The organism is Serratia sp. JKS000199, assembly GCF_900215455.1.
GTDB lineage: Bacteria > Pseudomonadota > Gammaproteobacteria > Enterobacterales > Enterobacteriaceae > Serratia > Serratia ureilytica.
The window spans coordinates 440,834-459,635 of the sequence record NZ_LT907843.1; the positions used below are offsets into that span (position 1 = coordinate 440,834).

General features: G+C 61.1%; 17 protein-coding genes. 10 read left to right on the forward strand and 7 right to left on the reverse strand.

Features of this window, described 5'->3' with window-relative positions; genetic code table 11:
• The first annotated feature begins 21 nt into the window (after positions 1-21).
• Positions 22-423, forward strand: a complete 402-nt coding sequence (cueR, locus tag CPH57_RS02140) for a Cu(I)-responsive transcriptional regulator (protein ID WP_033642132.1) — start codon at positions 22-24, stop codon at positions 421-423.
• Here the strand turns inward: cueR and CPH57_RS02145 are convergent.
• The 3 genes from CPH57_RS02145 to allS form a co-directional block, all read right to left on the reverse strand.
• Positions 420-881: an NfeD family protein gene (locus CPH57_RS02145; protein ID WP_033642133.1), complete on the reverse strand. Its 462-nt coding sequence runs from the start codon at positions 879-881 to the stop codon at positions 420-422. The two genes, cueR and CPH57_RS02145, sit on opposite strands and share 4 nt — an antisense overlap.
• Positions 882-883: 2 nt before the next feature.
• Positions 884-1,789, reverse strand: coding sequence for an SPFH domain-containing protein (locus CPH57_RS02150; RefSeq protein WP_004940203.1), 906 nt, complete (start codon positions 1,787-1,789; stop codon positions 884-886).
• A 72-nt stretch (positions 1,790-1,861) separates the two neighbouring features.
• The gene (gene allS / locus CPH57_RS02155; protein ID WP_096241979.1) at positions 1,862-2,776 is read right to left on the reverse strand and encodes an HTH-type transcriptional activator AllS; all 915 of its coding nucleotides are present in this window, start codon (positions 2,774-2,776) and stop codon (positions 1,862-1,864) included.
• A 353-nt stretch (positions 2,777-3,129) separates the two neighbouring features.
• Between allS and CPH57_RS02160 the strand changes: the two genes are divergently transcribed.
• The 7 genes from CPH57_RS02160 (at position 3,130) to CPH57_RS02190 (ending at position 10,866) form a co-directional block, all read left to right on the forward strand.
• Entirely contained in the window at positions 3,130-3,615 is a 486-nt protein-coding gene (locus CPH57_RS02160; RefSeq protein WP_047025736.1) for an ureidoglycolate lyase, read from the forward strand.
• A gap of 70 nt (positions 3,616-3,685) precedes the next feature.
• Entirely contained in the window at positions 3,686-4,501 is an 816-nt protein-coding gene (gene allR / locus CPH57_RS02165) for an HTH-type transcriptional repressor AllR (protein WP_038875050.1), read from the forward strand.
• 119 nt (positions 4,502-4,620) lie between these two features.
• Complete coding sequence (gene gcl, locus CPH57_RS02170) at positions 4,621-6,402, forward strand: glyoxylate carboligase (protein ID WP_096241980.1); 1,782 nt, start codon at positions 4,621-4,623, stop codon at positions 6,400-6,402.
• 11 nt (positions 6,403-6,413) lie between these two features.
• Positions 6,414-7,193 carry a hydroxypyruvate isomerase gene (gene hyi / locus CPH57_RS02175; RefSeq protein ID WP_096241981.1) on the forward strand — a complete coding sequence of 260 codons (780 nt, stop codon included), beginning with the start codon at positions 6,414-6,416 and terminating at the stop codon, positions 7,191-7,193.
• 10 nt (positions 7,194-7,203) lie between these two features.
• Positions 7,204-8,085, forward strand: coding sequence for a 2-hydroxy-3-oxopropionate reductase (gene glxR, locus CPH57_RS02180; RefSeq protein ID WP_047025733.1), 882 nt, complete (start codon positions 7,204-7,206; stop codon positions 8,083-8,085).
• A 256-nt stretch (positions 8,086-8,341) separates the two neighbouring features.
• Positions 8,342-9,595: an MFS transporter gene (locus tag CPH57_RS02185; protein ID WP_230358653.1), complete on the forward strand. Its 1,254-nt coding sequence runs from the start codon at positions 8,342-8,344 to the stop codon at positions 9,593-9,595.
• Between the two features lie 128 nt (positions 9,596-9,723).
• Complete coding sequence (locus tag CPH57_RS02190) at positions 9,724-10,866, forward strand: glycerate kinase (RefSeq protein ID WP_096241983.1); 1,143 nt, start codon at positions 9,724-9,726, stop codon at positions 10,864-10,866.
• Positions 10,867-10,919: 53 nt separating this feature from the next.
• On the opposite strand, the gene allE is transcribed toward CPH57_RS02190, so the two are convergent.
• The 4 genes from allE to allD all read right to left on the reverse strand — a co-directional run bounded on the left by allE (position 10,920) and on the right by allD (position 15,487).
• Positions 10,920-11,705 (reverse strand): (S)-ureidoglycine aminohydrolase, encoded by a 786-nt coding sequence (allE, locus tag CPH57_RS02195; RefSeq protein ID WP_096241984.1) that lies wholly within the window; start codon positions 11,703-11,705, stop codon positions 10,920-10,922.
• 57 nt (positions 11,706-11,762) lie between these two features.
• Entirely contained in the window at positions 11,763-13,022 is a 1,260-nt protein-coding gene (locus tag CPH57_RS02200; RefSeq protein ID WP_096241985.1) for an MFS transporter, read from the reverse strand.
• Positions 13,019-14,266 carry an allantoate deiminase gene (allC, locus tag CPH57_RS02205; RefSeq protein WP_096241986.1) on the reverse strand — a complete coding sequence of 416 codons (1,248 nt, stop codon included), beginning with the start codon at positions 14,264-14,266 and terminating at the stop codon, positions 13,019-13,021. Before allC ends, CPH57_RS02200 begins: the two co-directional genes overlap by 4 nt.
• A 171-nt stretch (positions 14,267-14,437) precedes the next feature.
• Complete coding sequence (gene allD, locus CPH57_RS02210; protein ID WP_060420327.1) at positions 14,438-15,487, reverse strand: ureidoglycolate dehydrogenase; 1,050 nt, start codon at positions 15,485-15,487, stop codon at positions 14,438-14,440.
• A gap of 358 nt (positions 15,488-15,845) precedes the next feature.
• Between allD and fdrA the strand changes: the two genes are divergently transcribed.
• Positions 15,846-17,513 (forward strand): acyl-CoA synthetase FdrA, encoded by a 1,668-nt coding sequence (fdrA, locus tag CPH57_RS02215; protein WP_096241987.1) that lies wholly within the window; start codon positions 15,846-15,848, stop codon positions 17,511-17,513.
• A 9-nt stretch (positions 17,514-17,522) separates the two neighbouring features.
• Positions 17,523-18,788, forward strand: coding sequence for a DUF1116 domain-containing protein (locus tag CPH57_RS02220; protein ID WP_096241988.1), 1,266 nt, complete (start codon positions 17,523-17,525; stop codon positions 18,786-18,788).
• The last annotated feature ends 14 nt before the right edge of the window (positions 18,789-18,802 follow it).

The window sequence follows — 18,802 nt, forward strand, 5'->3', positions numbered from 1 at the left end:
GGGTAAGGTCAAGGAGGGAAAGTGAATATTAGCGACGTCGCGAAAAAAACCGGTTTAACCAGCAAGACGATTCGTTTTTACGAAGAGAAAGCGTTGATTACCGCTCCGATCCGCAGCGACAACGGTTACCGCCACTATTCCGCCAAGCATGTCGACGAGCTGACGCTGCTGCGTCAGGCGCGGCAGGTGGGCTTCAACCTGGACGAGTGCCGCGAGCTGGTAGCGTTGTTCAACGATCCGGCCCGCCACAGCGCCGACGTGAAGGCGCGCACGCTGCAGAAGGTGGCGGAGATCGAAAAGCACATCAGCGAGCTGGGAAACATGCGCCAGCGCCTGTTGACGCTGGCGGAACAATGCCCGGGCGACGAGGGGGCGGAGTGCCCCATCATCAATAACCTGGCGGGGTGTTGTCGTTCTAATTAACGGCTGATGGCGCGGATCACCAGCGTGACCCCTTCCACCGCCACCACTTCCACTTCGGTGCCGGCGGGCAGATCTTCCGCCGCCTGCGCGCGCCAGCTGCTGTCACCGATATTAATGCGCCCCATGCCGTTGTGCATCGGCTCCGTCAGCGTGGCGCGGGTGCCGATCAACTGACGGTTGCGCTGGTTGAGCACCGGCGAACCGCCGGATGCGGCCGCCGGGCGGCGACGCAGCCAGTACCACCACAGATAGGCGACGACGACGGTCAGGACGGCGAAGATCACGCCTTGCCATTCCCAGGAAAGCGGTGGCAGCAGCCAGATCAAGGCGCCGACCAACAGCGCCGCCACGCCGCTCCACAGCAGGTAGCCGCCGGCGCCGAGCATTTCCGCCGCCAGCAACACGCCCCCGAGGGAGAGCCAGAACCACAGCGGATTCGCCGCGATCAGTTCGAGCATGATTATTTGCCTTTGCTTTCTTTCAGCAGTTCGGTAATGCCGCCGATCGAGCCGAGCAGGCTGCTGGCGTCCAGCGGCATCATCACCACCTTGCTGTTGTTGGAGGAACCGATCTTCTGCAGCGCATCGGTGTATTTCTGCGCCACGAAGTAGTTCACCGCCTGAATGTTGCCGCTGGCGATGGCGTCGGACACCAACTGGGTGGCGCGCGCCTCGGCCTCGGCGGCGCGTTCACGCGCTTCCGCCTGCAGGAACGCCGACTGGCGCTCGCCCTCGGCCTTCAGGATCTGCGATTGCTTCTCCCCTTCGGCGCGCAGAATGGCCGCCTGACGCACCCCCTCCGCCTCGAGGATATCGGCGCGCTTGGTGCGCTCGGCCTTCATCTGGGCGTTCATCGAGGCGATCAGTTCCGCCGGCGGCCGCACGTCGCGGATCTCGATACGGGTGATTTTCACCCCCCAAGGGTTGGTCGCTTCATCGACGATGTGCAACAGGCGGCTGTTGATGCTGTCGCGCTGCGACAGCATTTCGTCCAGCTCCATCGAGCCGAGCACGGTGCGGAAGTTGGTCATGGTCAGGTTGACGATCGCCTGTTCGAGGTTGCTGACCTCGTAGGCGGCGCGCGCCGGATCGACCACCTGGATAAAGCACACCGCGTCGATGGCGACGTTGGCGTTATCGCGGGAAATCACTTCCTGCGAAGGAATGTCCAGCACCTGCTCCATCATGTTGATTTTGCGGCCGATGCGGTCCATGAACGGCACCACCAGGTTCAGGCCCGGCATCAGCGTCTTGGTGTAGCGGCCGAAGCGTTCTACCGTCCATTGGAACCCCTGCGGCACAATTTTGACGCCGGCGAACACCACAATCAGTGCGACGACGATCACGATGGGAATAAAAGTAAGCATGCAAACCTCCTGTCAGACATATGTAAACAGATATTACGACAGCGCCGGAAAAATGCCTACTGATACCGCGACTTAATCCAGGGCACCGACCAAACCCGCGATCAGCGGATCCCGCGTCTGGAACAGGCTGATAAGGGTACGCACCGCTTCGCCGCCGCGAGCGTCGGACCAGGCCAGGGACAGGGGAGAGGGCTGGCGCGGATATTTGAGCTGCTTGGCCACCAACTCGCCGCTATCAAGATAAGTTTGGCACAGTTGGCGCGGAAGAAAACCGATCCCGAGGCCGCGCAGATGGCACTCCAGCTTGGTGCGCAGATCCGGCACCTTGATCTCCTGTTGGCCCGACAGCAGCCAGGCGGTGCGTTTAGCCAGATGGCGTGCGGTATCTTCGACGTTGATCGCGGCGTAAGGGCGCAGCTGCGTTTCGTTCAACGGATCGGCGGCAGCGGCCAGCGGGTGCGTCGGCGAGATGGCGAACACCCAATCGATCTTGCCCAACGGTAGCACCTTGATGCTGTTTTCCAGCGATTCATTGCCCGCCGCGCCGATCGCCAGATGGCAGTCCTCATTCAGCAGCGCGTCCCACACGCCCATGTACACCTGGCGGGAAATGTGGAATTGGGTGAACGGGTATTTGTCGTGCAGGTGGGCCAACAGCCCGGCTACGGCGGCGGCGTCGTACAGCAGGTTGTTGATCACGATATTCACCTGATGCTCTACGCCGTCGTTGATTTGCCGCAGTTCGCCCGGCATGGCGTCCAGCCAGGTGTGCCACTGGCGGCAGCGCTCCAGCAAATACTCTCCGGCCGGCGTCAGGTTGACGGTGCGGGTGGTGCGGATAAACAGCTGCGTACCGATGCTCTCTTCCAGCGTTTTAATGCGGTAGCTGATGGTGGCGGTGGTTTTATGCAGCAATTCTGCCGCGCGCGAGAAGCTTTGGCACTCGGCAACTTTGATAAACGAACGAATGGTTTCGTGATCCAGCATGTGGGGTCCTTGGCTGACACCGCCTTTTCGGTTATCGGTGAGAAGAATCTACTGATGTTGCGGCGCGATAGGCAGCGGCAAAGCCCAACCCCACGATCCCGGTCACAGAATCATCCGATAGCGATGAACGTGCGCGGCCCCATTCCGCTCGATGATGAATGAGGCGTTTTTTTAATTCATTGATTTAAGGCAACTAATATGTCTATTCGATCGTAAAGTGTGCTGATGATCTTGTTGTGGAAAAATTTTCCAAAAAAATGCTGTCAAATTCATCACGCGCTGTCTAGAGTGAAGGCGTTGGGTGAAATATCGCCGTTCAATCGTCGTCTGGGTCATGCGTTTTGGAGAATCACATGGATTTAGTCATCGAAGAATTAACGCCGGCGGCCTTTGCGCCTTATGGCGATGTATTGCAGATAGAGGGCTCGCGCTTCTTTCATATCAATGACGGGAAAACCGAGCGTTATCACGACCTCGCCAAGATTGAGGTATCCGACGGCAACCGGGTGCTGGCCAGCATCAACCGGGCGGAACCCAGCGAGCTACCGATGACCTTTTCGCTGTTGGAAAAGCATCCGCTCTCGTCGCAGGCCTTTGTGCCGATGAACGGCGAACGCTTCGTAGTGATCGTCGCCGAACCGGGCGAAACCATCCCCGTCGGCACGCTGCGCGCTTTTATCACCAACGGCAAGCAGGGGATCAACTATCATCGCAATGTCTGGCATCACCCGCTGTTCGCCTATGCGAAGGTCACCGACTTTTTCACTATCGATCGAGCGGGCGCCGACAACTGCGTGGTTAGCCGCTTGCCGGAGCCGTATCGCATAGTTTTGGGATAGCGCTGGCCGCACGCCGCGCAGGGCGTTTATCATAGCGTCACCCATGCCGTCACAGACAAAGGAAGCTTGAATGACCGAATTACGCAGGAAAGGACGACCCGCCACCGAAGCCGGCGCCACCAAAGGCGCGCAAGCGTTGGACCGCGGGCTGGAGATCCTCCAGTACCTGGCCAACGCCGGGGGAAGCTCGTCGGTTTCCGTGCTGTCCGAAAAGCTGGAGCTGCCGCTGTCCACTACCTTCAGATTATTGAAAGTACTGGAGAAATCGGAATTCGTCTTTCAGGATCCACAGCTGGGCTGGTGGCATATCGGCATTCAGTCGTTCACCGTCGGTTCCGCTTACATGAACGATCGCGACGTGGTATCGGTGGCCGGGCCGTTCATGCGGCGGCTGATGCTGTTGTCCGGCGAGACCGCCAACCTGGCGATCCGCAACAATTTTGATGCGGTGCTGATTCGCCAATGCGAATGTCAGGCGATGGTGCGCATGTGCGCGCCGCTGGGCAGCCGCTTGCCGCTGCACGCCTCGGGCGCCGGCAAGGCGCTGCTGTATCCGCTGGCGGAAGAAGAGATGCTGGATCTGATCGTGCGTTCGGGGCTGCAATCCTATACGCCGAAGACACTGACCAGCGTGAACCTGTTGCGCAAGGATCTGCATCAGTCGCTGGCGCAGGGCTACACCATCGATGATGAAGAGCACGCGCTTGGTCTGAACTGCCTGGCTTCGGCGATTTTCGATCGTAACAACAACGTGATCGCCGCCATCTCCATCTCCGGGCCCAGTTCACGGGTCGGCAAGGAGCGGTTCAAGGAGTTGGGCGAACTGGTGGGGGAAGTGGCCAGAGACATCAGCGCCGCGCTGGGCGAATCGCGCAGCAAGGCGTAAACGTCGCGCGCCGGGCTGAACCGGCGCGGAGCAAGACACCCCGTTTGATGAGCAAACGGGTTTTTTTGACCGCAATTTTAAGTTGGAAAAATTTTCCAATAAATTAAGGAGAGCATCACATGGCAATTATGCGAGCGGTAGACGCGGCAATGCACGTGCTGGAAAAAGAAGGGATCACCACCGCGTTCGGCGTGCCCGGCGCGGCGATCAACCCGTTCTACGATGCGATGCGGCGGCACGGCGGCATCAAACATTATCTGGCGCGGCACGTGGAAGGGGCCTCGCACATGGCGGAAGGTTACACCCGCGCCGCCGCCGGCAACATCGGCGTGTGTATCGGCACTTCCGGCCCGGCGGGCACCGACATGATCACCGGCCTTTACTCCGCTTCCGCCGATTCGATCCCGATCCTGTGCATTACCGGCCAGGCGCCGCGCGCGCGTTTGCACAAAGAAGATTTTCAGGCGGTAGACATCGAATCGATCGCCAAGCCGGTGACCAAGATGGCGGTCACCGTGCAGGAACCGGCGCTGGTGCCGCGCGTGCTGCAACAGGCGTTCCACCTGATGCGCTCCGGCCGGCCGGGCCCGGTGCTGATCGACCTGCCTTTCGACGTGCAGATGGCGGAGATCGAGTTCGATCCGGACACCTACTCGTCGTTGCCGGCCTATAAGCCGGCGGCTACGCAGGCGCAGATCGACAAAGCGCTGGATCTGCTGTGCGCGGCGAAAAAGCCGCTGATCATCGCCGGCGGCGGCATTCACAACGCCGATGCGGCGGATCTGCTGCAGCAACTGGCGGAGATCTGCAACGTGCCGGTGATCCCGACGCTGATGGGCTGGGGCGCCATTCCGGACGATCATCCGCTGATGGCGGGCATGGCGGGTCTGCAGACCTCGCACCGCTACGGCAACGCCAACCTGCTGGATTCTGATCTGGTGTTCGGCATCGGCAACCGCTGGGCCAACCGCCACACCGGGTCGGTGGACAAGTACACCGCCGGGCGCAAGGTGGTGCATATCGATATCGAGCCGACGCAGATTGGCCGGGTGATCTGTCCGGATCTGGGCATCGTTTCCGATGCGCGCATCGCGCTGCAAATGCTGGTGGACGCGGCGCAGCGCCGCTTCGAGCGCGGCGAGTTGCCGAATCGCGACGCCTGGTGCGCCGCCTGTCTGCAGCGCAAGCAAACGCTGCTGCGCAAAACCCACTTCGATAACGTGCCGGTCAAGCCGCAGCGGGTGTATGAAGAGATGAACCGCGCCTTCGGCCGTGACGCCTGCTATGTCACCACCATCGGGCTGTCGCAGATCGCCGCCGCGCAGATGCTGCACGTTTTCGAGCCGCGTCACTGGATCAACGCCGGCCAGGCCGGCCCGCTGGGCTGGACGCTGCCTGCGGCGCTGGGCGTATGCGCCGCCGATCCGCAGCGCAAGGTGGTCGCGCTGTCGGGCGACTATGATTTCCAATTTATGATTGAAGAGCTGGCGGTCGGCGCGCAGTTCAAGCTGCCCTATATCCACGTGTTGGTGAACAACGCCTATCTGGGGCTGATCCGCCAGGCGCAGCGCGGGTTCGATATGGATTACTGCGTGCAGCTGTCGTTTGAAAACATCAACAACGCGGAAATTGGCGAGTACGGTGTCGATCACGTCAAGGTGGCGGAAGGGCTGGGCTGCAAGGCGCTGCGGGTGTTCAAACCGGAAGAGATCGCGCCGGCGTTCCGTCAGGCCCAGGAACTGATGCAGCAGCACCGGGTGCCGGTGGTGGTGGAAATCATCCTGGAGCGCGTCACCAATATCTCCATGGGTACCGAGCTGGATAACGTCAATGAGTTTGAGCCGGTGGCGGCAACGCCGGAAGACGCACCGACCTCGGTCAACTTCTTTGATTACCGTTGAGGAATCTCGCCATGCCGAAATTTTCAGCCAATCTGTCCATGCTGTTCACCGAAGTCGATTTCCTGCAGCGCTTCCGCCGGGCGAAAGAGCAGGGCTTCAGCGCGGTGGAATATATGTTCCCTTACGACTACCCGATCGCCGCGCTGCGCAGCGAACTGGAGGCGCATCGCCTGAATCAGGTGCTGTTCAACCTGCCGGCCGGTGACTGGGCGGCGGGCGAACGGGGCATCGCCTGTTTGCCGGGGCGTGAAGCGGAGTTCCGCGATGGCGTCGGGCGCGCGATCGAGTATGCGCAGGCGCTGGGCTGCGATCGGATCAACTGCCTGATCGGCAATCCGGATCCCGCCGTCAGCCGCCACACCACCGACGAACGGGTGAAGGAGAACCTGCGCTACGCCGCTGACACCCTGGCGCGGCAGAATATCCGTCTGCTGATCGAACCGATCAACCGCTACGACATGCCGCAGTTCTACCTGCAAACCTCCCGGCAGGCGATCGAACTGATCGAAGCGATCGGCAGCCCCAACCTGTATCTGCAGTACGACCTTTACCACATGCAGCGCATGGAGGGAGAGCTGACGCAGACCCTTGAGCGCCTGCTGGCGAAGATCGACCACATTCAGGTCGCCGACAACCCGGGGCGGCACGAGCCGGGCACCGGCGAAATCAACTGCGAGTTTATCTTCGCGCAGCTGGATCGCATGGGGTATCGCGGCTGGATCGGCTGCGAATACAAACCGCTCGCCACCACGGAAAGCGGCCTGTCATGGATTAAAAAATACCTGTCTTGAGGAGATGAAAATGAACGTGGGATTTATCGGTCTGGGCATCATGGGCGCGCCAATGGCGGAAAAGCTGTTGGCGGGCGGGCATACGCTTTATGCCCATACCCGGCATGAGGTACCGGCGGCGCTGTTACAGCAAGGGGCCATCGCCTGCCGCGATCCGCAGCAGGTGGCGGATGAGGCGGACGTGATCTTCATCATGGTGCCGGATACGCCGCAGGTGGAGGAGGTGCTGTTTGGTGAACGCGGCTGCGCCGCCGGCAAGCTGAATGGCAAAGTGGTGGTGGACATGAGCTCCATTTCACCGCTGGAGACCAAGCGGTTCGCGCAGCGCATCAACCAGCTGGGCGCCCAGTACCTGGACGCGCCGGTTTCCGGCGGTGAAGTGGGCGCCAAACAGGGCACGTTGACCATCATGGTGGGCGGCGAGGAAGCGACCTTCGAACGAGTGCAACCGCTGCTGGCGCTAATGGGCAAGAATATCACGCTGATCGGTGGCAACGGCGACGGACAAACTTGCAAGGTCGCCAACCAAATCATCGTGGCGCTGACCATCGAAGCGGTCTCCGAGGCACTGGTCTTCGCCTCGCGCGCTGGCGCCGATCCGGCCCGGGTGCGTGAAGCCCTGATGGGCGGCTTCGCCTCGTCGCGCATTCTGGAGGTGCACGGCGAGCGGATGATCAAACGGGCGTTCGCGCCGGGATTCCGCATCTCGCTGCACCAGAAGGATCTCAACCTGGCGCTGCAGGGCGCGAAGGCGCTGGCGCTCAGCCTGCCGAATACCGCCACCTGCCAGGAGCTGTTCAACGTCTGCGCCGCCAATGGCGACGGCGAATTGGATCACTCCGCGCTGGTGCGGGCGCTGGAAATTATGGGCAACCACCGGGTGGCCGGCTAAGGCGCCCGCCGGCGTTTCATTCGCCGGCTTATCATTAGAATCAGAGATGTTCGACATTAATAACGCCCTCTTTATGATAAATAAAGAGGGTTCCCGCCAATCCAATAAAAAAATGATTCAGCACAATAAAAAGTAAAAAGCAGGATGCCAACCCAAGGAGACACTGAATATGGCAACCGATAATGCTGTTATTGACAAAGATATTCTTACCGCCCCTGACAAAAAACGTTTATATCGAAAAATCGCCTGGCGCATTATGCCCATTTTATTAGTGAGCTATATCGTCGGTTATCTCGATCGGGTGGGGATTTCGTTTTCGAAATTCCAAATGATGCCCGATATTCTGAACGGCAACGTCTCGATGGCTGAAGCCGTTTACGGGCTGGGGGCCGGGGTATTTTTCATCGGCTATATCATCGCCGGGGTGCCCAGCAATATTCTGCTGAGCCGCTACGGCGCCAGAAAGATCATCGCGTTGCTGATGGTGGTGTGGGGGGCGATTTCGATGCTGAGCATCTTCATCACTAACCCCTGGCAATTCTACCTGGCGCGTTTTCTGCTGGGGCTGGCGGAAGCCGGCTTTTACCCCGGCGTGATCCTCTACCTGACGCTGTGGTTCCCCTCCAGCCAGCGCGCCAAGATGACGGCGCTGTTCGTATGCGGCATCCCGGTCAGCAACATCCTCGGCGGCCCGCTGTGCGGCTGGATCATCGAGCACATGAACGGTCTGATGAACCTCTCCGGCTGGCAGTGGCTGTTCTTTATCAGCGGCCCGCGCGCGCTGTTGATCGCGATCGTCATTTTTTACTTCCTGGATAATACCTATCAGAGCGCCAAGTGGCTCAGCCCGCAGGAGAAGGCGCTAATCAAGGAGGATATGGTGCAGAGCGCGCCGCGTCAGGGCGCCGCCGGCGGGCAGGAGTGGACGATGAAAAGCATGCTGAGGTCGTCCGCGTTCACCAAAATGTGGCTGATTTGCTTCTGTACCGTGATGGGGCAAGGCGGGCTGGCGTTTTGGGTACCGACCATCATTCGCGACACCGGCGTGACCTCGGTGATGGATATCGGGTTGCTGACCATGCTGCCGTACATGCTGGCGGTGGTGGCAATGCTGGTGGCCGCGCGCAGTTCGGACAAGCATCGCGAGCGGCGTTGGCACATCATCGTGCCGTTCTGTATCGCCGCGGTGTCGCTGATCTTTATCGGCCTGTTCCCGGACAATAAGCACGTGGTGATGGCGGCGCTGTGCGTGGCGGTGGCCTCGAGCCTGGTGCCGTCGCCGCTGTTCTGGAGCCTGCCGAACGCCATTTTTACCGGCACCTGCGCTGCGGCGGGCATTGCGCTCATCAATTCCATCGCCAATATCGGCGGATTTATTTCGCCTTATATCATCGGCTATTTCAAACAGCTGACACACAGTAATTTGGCGGCGATGTGCGTTTTGTCGACAATGATGATACTGGGAGCATTATTAACCTACAGCGTGCCGGCGAAATGGGTCAATAAATAACACTTTCCTTCATCTTCATTAAATAGTCGGCAACAGTTTTATTTTATTTTGCCATGCATTTCTCATCTGATTATTTCAGCGGGGGAAGGCATGGCCATTTTTATTTCGTCTCGAATAAAGGATGCATCATGAAAATTGTTATTGCACCGGATTCATTTAAAGAAAGCGTCAGCGCAGAACGGGCGGCGCGGGCGATCGCGCGCGGCTTTCACGAAGTTTATCCCGAGGCCGAGTGCGTCTGCCTGCCGATCGCCGACGGAGGCGAAGGCACGGTGGACGCGCTGGTGGCCGCCACCGGCGGGCGCAAGGTGAGCGTGACCGCCACGGGGCCGCTGGGGGAACGGGTGGCGGCGTTTTACGGCGTCAGCGGCGACGGTAAGACGGCGGTGATCGAAATGGCGGCGGCCAGTGGGCTGATGCTGACGCCGGCGGAGCGCCGTAACCCGCTGCTGGCGACCAGCTACGGCACCGGCGAACTGATCCTGCATGCGCTGGATCAGGGCATTCGCCACCTGATCCTCGGCATCGGCGGCAGCGCCACGGTGGATGGCGGCGTCGGCATGGTGCAGGCGCTGGGCGGGCGTTTCTACCGCCCGGACGGCAAGACGCTGCCGTGGGGCGGCGGCGAGCTGGTGACGCTGAGCGGAATCGATCTCAGCATGCTGGACGCACGCCTGCGGCAGTGCCGGATTGAGGTCGCCTGCGACGTAGACAATCCGCTGGTGGGACCGCGCGGCGCTGCTGCGGTGTTCGGGCCGCAGAAGGGCGCGACGGCGGTGATGGTGGCGCAGTTGGAACAGGGGCTGGCGCAGTATGCCGAGGTGATCCGCCAGAGCACCGGCCACGACGTGCGGCAGGTCGCCGGCGGCGGGGCGGCGGGCGGCATGGGGATCGCCTGCCAGGTGTTCCTCGGTGCAACGCTGAAGCCGGGCATCGAGATCGTGATGGCGGCGCTGGGCCTGGAGCAGGCGCTGGCGGAGGCCGATCTGCTGGTCACCGGCGAAGGGCGCATCGACAGCCAAACGCTGGGTGGCAAGGCGCTGTCCGGCGTCGCTCGTCTGGCGCGGGCACGCGGCCTGCCGGTTATCGCGTTGGCCGGCGTGGTGGAGGAAGGGGCAGAGGCGCTGCACGCGCAGGGAATCGACGCGATGTTCAGCATTCTGCCGCGTCTGAGTACGCTGGAGGTCGCGCTGTCGCAAGGGGAACTCAACCTGCAGCGCAGCGCTGCCAACGTCGCCCGCGCAATGCGCATCGGCCGGCGCTTGGGATAAAAAAGAAGGCCACGCTGCGCGAGCAGGTGGCCTTGGTTTTGGCGGCGAAGCGCTTACGGCTCGACGTCGCGGTTGCAGTCCTTGGAGTAGATGTAGCTGAAGGTTTCCTGGCCCACCGCATAGCCCGCCTGCTGCACATAGGCGCCCATGAAGATGTAGTCGCCTTGCTTCACCGGCATCCATTCATTGTCCAGGTTGTACACGCCGGCACCGCTGAGAATGTAGGCGCCATGCTCCTGCACGTGGGTTTCGATATAGCCGTGGCTGGCGCCGGGGGCGAAGGAGAGGATGTGCATATTCATGTCGAAGCCCAGATCTTTCGGCAGCAGATCCTGCAGGATCACCTCGCTCATGCCCTCGTAGTGGATCTGCTCCAGGTTGGCGACGTTGTTGCTGACCACGTGCGCCTCGTAGCCTTTGATGCGCTGATAGCGGCGTTTGTAGAGGAACAGGCGGCTGGATTGGCCACCGTTGGCGTTTTCCAGCCGCAGGGTGACGCCCGCCGGGCAGTAAAGGTAGCCGCCGGCGGTCAGCGGGTAGTCGGTGGCGTCGGCGGAAGCGGTGATGGCGCCGTCGATGACGTACACGAAGGTTTCGAGCTCTTCGCCGCCAAAGCCTTTGGTGTTGCGGCCGCAGTCGTGCAGCGTCACTAGATAATCGACGAAAGTGGCACCCAGTTTCGGCGTCGACAAGATGGTGACGTCGCAGTTTTCAAAACCGGGAATGACGTTGCGCACCAGGCCGTTCGGCGGGATCAGCGCATAGTTGCCGCGTTTGATGATGGCGCGCGTTGACAGAATGTCGGTTGGATAACCGGTTTGATTGTTGAAGTAACCCACGTTGATTCTCCTGATCGTTGAAAGGGCGCCGCGGCGGCGCCCGGTAAAAAAGCGCCGTCAGGCCTCGGTGGCCGTTCGGGTTGGCGTAGTGCGTTTCATCAAGACGTTGACAGTGAAGAAAATGGCGGTGCCCACCAGCAGGATGGCGGCGGAGATGTAAAAGCCCATCACCTTGGAGCCGGTGCTGTCGGAGATCACGCCGGTGAGGAAGGGGGCGATCACCGACGAGGACATGCCGAAGAAGTTGAACACGCCGAAGCTGGTGCCATAGCCTTTCTTCGGCGCGTTGTCGGCGACAAAGGAGATCATGATCGGATCGACCGCCAGCTTACCCAGCAACCCGTACAGGATCAGGCTGATCAGCAGCATGGTGGAGTCCGGCGAAATGACGGTGCAAACCAGCATCACCGCCGCGCACAGCTCGAGGAAAATGATCAGCTGCACCTTCTTGTTGCGGAAACGGTCGGACATGCGGCTGAAGAACAGCGCGCCCGGCACCGAGGCGAACGCCACCAGCGCGGAGGAGAAGCCGATGGCCACCCCTTCAAAGCCGCGCTCCTGCTGCAGGAACGAGGGTAGCCAGGTGACTATCATGTAGTAGCCGTAGCAGGTGGCGAAGTACATCGCGTAGGCGGAGATCATGCGGAGGCTGAACAGGCCGCTGGCCTGGCCGTCCTCTTCGGGCGCGATCGCCGTCGGCGCAACGGTCTGGCTGACGGCCACCGGGGCTTGGGGCTGCGAGCCTTTGATGACCACGGCGAACACCAGCGTCATCACCACCAGCAGGCCGGTGATGATGAACAGCATGATCTGCCAGTTCATGTTGAAGCTTTTCACCAGCAGGCTGGAGGCGATCAGGCCGATCGCCATGCCGAGCGCCGAGCCGCTGTTGATCACCGCGGTCGCCAGGCCACGGCGTTCCAGCGGGATATTCTCCGACGACAGGGAGTAAGCCGAGCCGTAATAAGAGCCGCAGCCCATGCCCGCCAGCAGGCTGCCGGCATAGACCATGGTCAGGCTGGTGGCGTTGCCGATCAGCAGCGTGGCGATGATGAACAGGCAGAAGCCCGGGATCAGCACCACCTTCTTGCCGAATTTGTCCACCAGGATGCCCGCCGGGATCTGCATCCCGGTGTAGGCGAAGAAGTAGAAGCTGGCGATCAGCCCCATTTCCGCATTGGAGTGCGCGCCGATGGTTTGTTGGATCTCGGGGAAGATCGGCGTCAGGACGGTGCGGTAGATCCAGATCACCGCCCAGCCCAGACAGAGCACGACGACGATCTTTTTCCAGTAGCGCGGGTCGATGTCGTTGCTCATGCCTCGGCCCCCTGTTCGGTGTAGGCCAGCTGATACAGCGTCTGCGCCAGGATTTTCACCCCTTCGTTCAGATCGGCGACGGCGGTTTTTTCCGCAGGGTTATGGCTGATGCCGGCGATGCTCGGCACGAACATCATCACCGTCGGCACGCGCGGGGCGAAGATTTGCGAGTCGTGCCCGGCGCCGCTGTGCATCATGCGGTAATTCAGCCGCTGCGTTTCGCACAGGCGGCTGACGCAGGCCACCAGCTGTTCGTTCATCGGGATCGGCGCTTCGTCCATCCACAGATCGATCTCGACCTCGATGCCCATCTCGGCGCAGATGCGCTGGATATCCTGCTCGATCTCTTGCGTGAAGCGCAGCAGCGCGGCTTGGTCGGTGTGGCGGCAGTCGAGGGTGAAGTGGGTGAAGCCCGGCACCACGTTGACGGTGTTTGGCTTCGGCTCCACCTTGCCGAAGGTCAGCACCAGCGGATCGCCTTCGGCGCGCGCCTTGGCGATCGATTCGCAGCAGATGCGGCTGAAGGCGTGCACGGTATCCCGGCGGTAGCTCATCGGGGTGGTGCCGGCGTGGTTGGCTTCGCCCTGCAGCCGCACGTCATAGCGCCGTTGGCCGACGATGCTGGTCACCACGCCGATGGTTTTGCCTTCGGTTTCCAGCACCTTGCCCTGCTCGATGTGGATCTCGACGAAGGCCGCGATGTCGCTGCGCAGCGGCTGATGCGGCGGAGGGAAATCGAAGCCGGCGTCGCGCATGGCGTTGACGAAGCCGACGCCCTTGGCGTCCGTAATGTGCTGCACGTCTTCCCGCCGGGCCAGGCCGACGATGTTCTTGCTGCCCCAAAACACATAGGGGAAGCGGCTGCCTTCTTCTTCCGCCAGCGCGATGACTTCCAGGCTGCGCAGCGGCGGGCCGTAGGTATCCTTGAGGTGTTTGATCGCCATGAAGGCGGCTTCGATGCCGAACTGGCCGTCGAGGTTGCCGCCGTTGACCACCGTGTCGATGTGCGAACCGGAGAGAATCACCTGGTCGGGGTATTTGCTGCCCTCCAGCCGGCCGAACAGGTTGCCGACCGCATCAAAATGGGTGTTCAGCCCGGCGGTCTCGAAGGCGTTTTTCAACGCGTGCTGCGCTTCGATCCATTCCGGGGTATAAAGCAAACGCGTCATGCCGCCGCTGGGGTCGGCGCCGATTTTCGATAACCAGCCGGAAATATCACGGATTTCTTGTTGGAAGTCTTTCATGTTTACCTGCCCGCATGTTGTGTCTCAGCGGCGATGCGGCCAGGGCGGATGATATTCGCCGCCGGCCGACCTATTGCGCTGAGCGCGCTGATGAAGGTTTTCTTTTTCTCCCCGGCTCTGTCATATCAACCGCGAGCCGCGGCGCAAAAAGCCCACGATAATAAGAGTGCGTTAACTGGCGAAGGGATCTTTATGGTCGTAAGAACGCTGGTAAATAGCATTTGAAATTAAGTATTGATAAATATCGTCGACGATTTCGATACCGTTTTTCTCGCTTTCCATTTCACGCGCATGGCTATTCTGCCCCGGGTAAAGCACTTTGCTGACGCCCGGCGCCGGTTTAACGGAATTTAATTCTTTCATGACCTGACTGATATTTTTACGGAATGCGGATTCGTTGGTGAAATAACCCGGGTTCAGCACGATATGCAATTGGCCCAATTCCCGGCCGGCGCTGAGATCGTGATACATCGAGCTGACGTGTTTGCCGAACGGCAGGCCGAGCAAAATGCCCGACAGCACGTCGACCATCATCATCAGGCCGTAGCCTTTCGGCCCGGCGATCGGCAGCAGCCCGCTGACGGCGAACGGATCGGTGGTGTGCTTGCCCTCGGCGTCCACCGCCCAGGTGTCGGGAATGGCGGCGTTGCGCGAACGGGCGTCCAGCACTTTGCCCCAGGCCTGCACGGTGGTGGCCATATCGAAGGTGATCAGCTCGTCGCCTTCGCCCGGCGCGGAGAAGGCGATGGGGTTGGTGCCGTAGTAGACTTCGGCGCCGCCGTACGGCACCACCATCGGATCGGACTGGCACAGCGAAATGCCGACCATGCCGGCGCGCGCCGCCTGCTGCACGAAGTACGACAGCGCCCCGCTGTGGCCGATACGGCGCACGCCCACCACCGCCACGCCGTTCTCTTTCGCCATCTCGATGGCGCGATCCATGCTCAGCTTGGCCGCCACGTGCCCGGCGCCATTGTCGCCGTCGAAAATGGCGCTGCAGGGGCCGGTTTTTTCAAAGGTGAAATGCGGGTGATTGTTGGTGCCGCCTTTACTGATGCGTTCGGAATAGTATTCGACCCTGACCGCGCCGTGGGAGTGGATGCCGCGCGCATCGGCATGAACCAGCACATCGGCGACGATGCCGGCGTGTTCCTGGCTCAGGCCGGCAGCGTGAATTTTTTGCTGGATAAGCTGATGTAATTGTTGTTTAGAGACCTTCATATACAGTCCTTTTATCACTACGGTTTATTTAATTCGCCTCTGCGTTGTAATGTATAAATACCGGGGGGGAATAATGTGATCCAGATGCGTTTTATCCGATTGGATTAAAAATTCGTTGAATTAAATTGCCATTGTTAGAAGTTTTTTTATAAATGATTTTTCCCGTCTGGATTAATTAATATTCAGGTGATTAAGTTATTTTTTCTAACAATAGATAAAGTGTGACCGTACTCACCTCAGGGCGTGATTTTAATTTGTAGCTTGATAATTAACCTTTTCGCTGGATTCAATGCATCGCCGTGCCGCCGGTGCGGGAAATATTGCCGATATTATTAAATGCTGTCTTAAGGATATCACCATGATCCATGCTTTTATTAAAAAGGGGAGCTTTCAGGATTCCGTCAGCCTGATGTTGATCTCCCGCAAACTCAGTGAATCTCCCAAGGTCGAGGAAATATCCGTCATGATGGGGACGCCGGCCAATAAATCCTTATTGGAGGTGACCTGTTTCTGGCACCCGCAGTTTAGCGAAGCGACGCCGAACGATATTTGCGTGGCGATCAAGGCGGAGTCCGCCGACGAGACGATCGCCGAGGAGATCGGTGCGGCGCTGGAGACGGCGCTCAAGGCGATTGCGCAGGGGAGCCAGGGCGGCAAAAAACTGCTGCGGGCGCGCAGCTGGCGCACCGCCCGCCAGAAGCTGCCCGCCGCCAATCTGGCGCTGATCTCGATCGCCGGCGAATACGCGGCGGAGTTGGCGGATAGCGCGCTGGAAGACGGCTGCAACGTGATGATGTTCTCCGACAACGTCAGCCCGGCGCAGGAAGTGGCGCTGAAAACCAAGGCGCGTGAGCGTGGGCTGATCGTGATGGGGCCGGACTGCGGCACCGCCTGCATCGCCGGTGCGCCGCTGGCGTTCGCCAACGTGGCGCCCGCCGGATCCATCGGCGTGATCGGCGCTTCCGGCACCGGCATTCAGGAGCTTATTTCGCAAATTACGCTGGCAGGCCAGGGCATCTCGCACGCCATTGGCCTCGGCGGGCGGGATTTGACGGCGGAGATCGGCGGCATCAGCGCCATCAGCGCGCTGCGTATGCTGGCGGCGGATCCGCAGAGTCTTGTGCTGGCGTTCGTGTCCAAACCGCCGGCGCCCGAAGTGCGCCAGCGGGTGATCGACGAAATGAAAGCGCTCGGCAAGCCGGTGGTGGCGCTGTTCCTCGGCGCGCAGTACGCCGTGCGCCAGGATGGCAACATCACGTTCGCCGCCACGCTGGATGAAGCGGCGCGCCTGGCGGCGATGCTGGGCTGCGTGCAGCAACAGGCGGCGCAACAGCCCGCGGTGCCCGGCGGAAAAATCGCCGGACTGTACGCCGGCGGCACGCTGGCGGCCGAATGCGCGATGTTGCTGGCGGAAAAACTGCGCTTGCCGGTGGATAGCGAGCACCCGCGCGGCGCCATGCTGGTGGCCGACGGTCATCGCATCATCGACATGGGCGATGACTTTTATACCCAGGGGCGCCCCCACCCGATGATTGACCCGACCGCGCGCAATCAAGAGATCGCCCGCCTGGCGCAGCAGCCGCAGACCGCCGTGTTGCTGCTGGACGTGGTGATCGGCTTCGGCGCCCAGGACGATCCGGCGGCGTCGCTGGCGGCCGAGGTGGCCAACGTGCGCATGGCGCGCGGCGCGGCTCACCCGCTGGCGGCGATCGCCACCGTCACCGGCACCGAACAGGATCCGCAGCAGCGCTCGCGGCAAATCGCCACCCTGCAGGAGGCCGGCATCGCGGTGATGCCGTCGCTGCCGGCGGCGGTCGCGCTGGCGCATCAGCTGATTACCCCCGTCTTACCCGCACCTGAACGCGAACGGCCGGCCTTGCTGGACGGCGTCGCGGTGATCAACGCCGGGCTGCGCAGCTTCGCCGATGACCTGCAAACCAGCGATATCCCGGTGGTGCATTACCCGTGGGCGCCGGTGGCCGGTGGCGATCAACGATTAGCCAACATCTTGAAAAAATTAAAGTGAGGAACCGCTATGTACGCAACGATTGAGCAAGCAAACGCCGCCGTTATCGCCCGTATCCGCGAGGCGCGCCCGCACTGGCAGGATGTGGATCTGGCGCATCGGTTGATCCCGCAGCTGGCCGAAGGGCGCAAGCTGCTGCACGCCGGCCCGCCGGTCACCTGGCAAGAAATGAGCGGCCCGGTGCGCGGCGCCTGCATCGGTGCCTGCCTGTTTGAAGGCTGGGCGCAGGATGAGCAGCAGGCGCTGACGCTGCTGGAGCAGGGGGAAATCGAGTTTATCCCGTGCCACAGCGTGAGTGCGGTGGGGCCGATGGGCGGTATCACCTCGGCCCACATGCCGATGGTGGTGGTTAGGAACACCGTTCACGGCAATTACGCCTACTGCAACATGAACGAAGGCATCGGCAAAGTGATGCGCTTCGGCGCCTACGGTGAGGACGTGCAGCAGCGCCTGCGCTGGATGCGCGACTCGCTGGCCCCGGTGCTGAAAGCGGTGCTGGCGACGCTGGACGAAGGGATCGATCTGACCGCCTTGATGGCGCAGGCGATCAGCATGGGGGACGAATTCCACCAGCGCAATATCGCGGCCTCGGCGCTGTTGATGCGCAGGCTGGCACCGGAGATCAGCCTGCTGCCTCGCGATAAGGCGGAGCTGGCGCAGGTGATGCAATTCCTCAGCATCACCGATCAGTTCTTCCTCAATCTGGCGATGGCTTACTGCAAGGCGGCGATGGATGCGGGAGCGGAAATTGAGCAGGGCACCATCGTCACGGTAATGACCCGCAACGGCAAGAACTTCGGCATCAAGATCAGCGGCATGGGCGATCGGTGGTTCACCGCCCCCGTCAATACGCCGGAAGGGCTGTTCTTCTCCGGCTTCAGCCAGGCGGACGCCAACCCGGACATCGGCGACAGCGCGATCACCGAAACCTTCGGCATTGGCGGCGCGGCGATGGTCGCGGCCCCGGGCGTGACGCGCTTCGTCGGGGCTTCCGGCGGCATGAGCGCCGCCACCGACATCTCTGAGGAAATGGCGGAGATCTACCTCGAGCGCAACATGATGCTGCAGATCCCGACCTGGGACTTCCAGGGCGCCTGCCTGGGGCTGGATGCCCGGCGGGTGGTGGAAACCGGCATCACGCCGCTGATTAACACCGGCATCGCCCACCGCGAAGCCGGCGTCGGGCAAATTGGTGCCGGCACGGTGCGTGCACCGCTCGACTGCTTCGAGAAAGCGATCGAAGCGCTGGCCGATAAGCTCGGCATCACGGCGTAAGCGAACGGAGGCGC